This is a genomic window from Parafrankia sp. BMG5.11 (genome assembly GCF_004337455.1).
The window spans coordinates 1-1,689 of the sequence record NZ_SJXI01000210.1; the positions used below are offsets into that span (position 1 = coordinate 1).

Below are 1,689 nucleotides of genomic sequence, written 5' to 3' on the forward strand. Positions count from 1 at the left end.
CCAGGGCAGCTTCTACTACGACTCCCCGGCCTGGGTGGACAACGAGGCCCGGTACCGCGAGCTGTTGCTGGCCGAGATCCGGGCGGGCGACGTCGTGGCGGCGGCGCGGACCAGCGAGGAGCACGTGCGCTCCTGCGCCGCTGTCACCGTGGAGCACCTGCGGACCCGCGGCTACTGGACGGCCCCCCCGGACGCGCCCTGAAGCCAGGCTGTGTCGTGGCATGACGCGGTACGGCGTGACGCGGCCGCGCGGCGCCCGGCCCTCGGTGCCGACCGAGACCGCTAGGGAAGGTGCCAGTCGACGGGTTGGGCGCCTTGTTCGAGCAGGTGGTTGTTGGCGCGGCTGAACGGTCGGGAGCCGAAGAAGCCGCGGTCCGCGGAGCGGGGCGACGGGTGGGCGGACTCGATTGTCGGGGTGGGGGCGAGGAAGGGGCGCAGGCTGCGTGCGTCGGCGCCCCAGAGGATCGCGACCAGCGGGGTGCCGCGGGCGGCCAGGGCGCGGATCGCCTGCTCGGTGACTTCCTCCCAGCCCTTGCCTCGGTGTGCGCCGGGCTGGCGCGGCGCCGTGGTCAGCACCCTGTTCAGCAGTAGCACCCCTTGTCGGGTCCACGGTGTGAGGTCGCCGTTCGTGGGCCTGGGCACGTTGAGATCCGTGCACAGCTCCTGGAAGATGTTCTCCAGGCTGCCCGGGAGCCGGCGTACCTCGGGCGCGACCGCGAAGCTGTACCCGATGGCCATGCCCGGGGTCGGGTAGGGATCCTGCCCGACGATGAGTACGCGGACGTCGTCGAAGGGTTGCTGGAAGGCTCGTAGCACGTGCTGGCCCGCCGGTAGGTAGCTGCGTCCCGCCGCGATCTCCGCGCGCAGGAAGTCACCCATGGCGGCGATGCGATCGGCCATTGGCTCGAGGGCCTTCGCCCAGCCCGGCTCGAGGATGTCCCGCAGGGGTTGTGCCGGCATGGCTGATCACCCTACCGGGGGTTCCGCGAACAGCCGCGGGGCCTGCCGCCGGCCCATCGGGATGCGGGGAAGTCCTGACGCTGGTAGCCGGCTGCAGGTCGTCGACGATACGAACGAGCCGATCAACGTGAGCCGAGTCGGACATCAGAGCCCTGCTGGAATGATGTGTACATGCGTCCCAGCTCTGGCTCACGGTGGTCGATCGGTTCTCAGGATTCCGTCCTGTGCCTGTGGTCGCAGGGGTCGGTGCTCTCCATCGGCTCGGTCGGTTCCGTGCTGTCGATCGGGTCGATCGGGTCAGCCGCGTCCATCCTCAGCGTGGGGTCCTTCGCCAGTGTCGGCTCGGCGCTGAGCGCCGCCTCTCGCTGGTCGCTGCTGTCCTGGCGAGCCCGTCGAGCCTCGATGTCCGCCCGCTGACCAGCCGCTCTTCGCGGATCCTGAGTCCAAGATAATCAACGGCGTTGACAGTCGGCCTCTATCTTGCCGATCTTGAGGAAAGTCGATCCGCCAGGACGTCTTCGACCGCTGCGCTGTTCGACGGACCGGGCGCGGCCTACTCGCTCGCGAAGCGGGCCTCAGCAGGAGCTCTCCGGCGAGTCCGGCAAGCGCATGCGCGCGCTCGCCGGTATGTCGGCCCCCGGCCGTCCCGGCGCCCCGGCCGCCTTCGAGCTTTCGCCGACGCGACGGATCTCCAGCCAGACCCTGACCATTCAAGATCTGGTAGCGCCG

At 70.0% G+C, this 1,689-nt stretch carries 2 protein-coding genes and 1 pseudogene; 2 read left to right on the forward strand and 1 reads right to left on the reverse strand.

Features of this window, described 5'->3' with window-relative positions; translation table 11 throughout:
- Positions 1-202 (forward strand): annotated as a pseudogene (locus tag E0504_RS49995) (GntR family transcriptional regulator); the annotation flags it as partial.
- Between the two features lie 80 nt (positions 203-282).
- On the opposite strand, the gene E0504_RS50000 reads toward E0504_RS49995, so the two are convergent.
- On the reverse strand, positions 283-960 hold the full coding sequence (locus E0504_RS50000) for a uracil-DNA glycosylase (protein ID WP_112109281.1): 678 nt from the start codon (positions 958-960) through the stop codon (positions 283-285).
- 171 nt (positions 961-1,131) lie between these two features.
- Here E0504_RS50000 and E0504_RS50005 point away from each other — a divergent pair, with 171 nt between their 5' ends.
- Positions 1,132-1,377, forward strand: coding sequence for a hypothetical protein (locus E0504_RS50005; protein WP_020462096.1), 246 nt, complete (start codon positions 1,132-1,134; stop codon positions 1,375-1,377).
- The last annotated feature ends 312 nt before the right edge of the window (positions 1,378-1,689 follow it).

Bases quoted from the DNA above. Each gene is read 5' to 3' on its own strand.
- E0504_RS50000 (WP_112109281.1), bottom strand. From the start codon at position 960: ATGCCGGCACAACCCCTGCGGGACATCCTCGAGCCGGGCTGGGCGAAG.
- E0504_RS50005 (WP_020462096.1), top strand. From the start codon at position 1,132: ATGCGTCCCAGCTCTGGCTCACGGTGGTCGATCGGTTCTCAGGATTCC.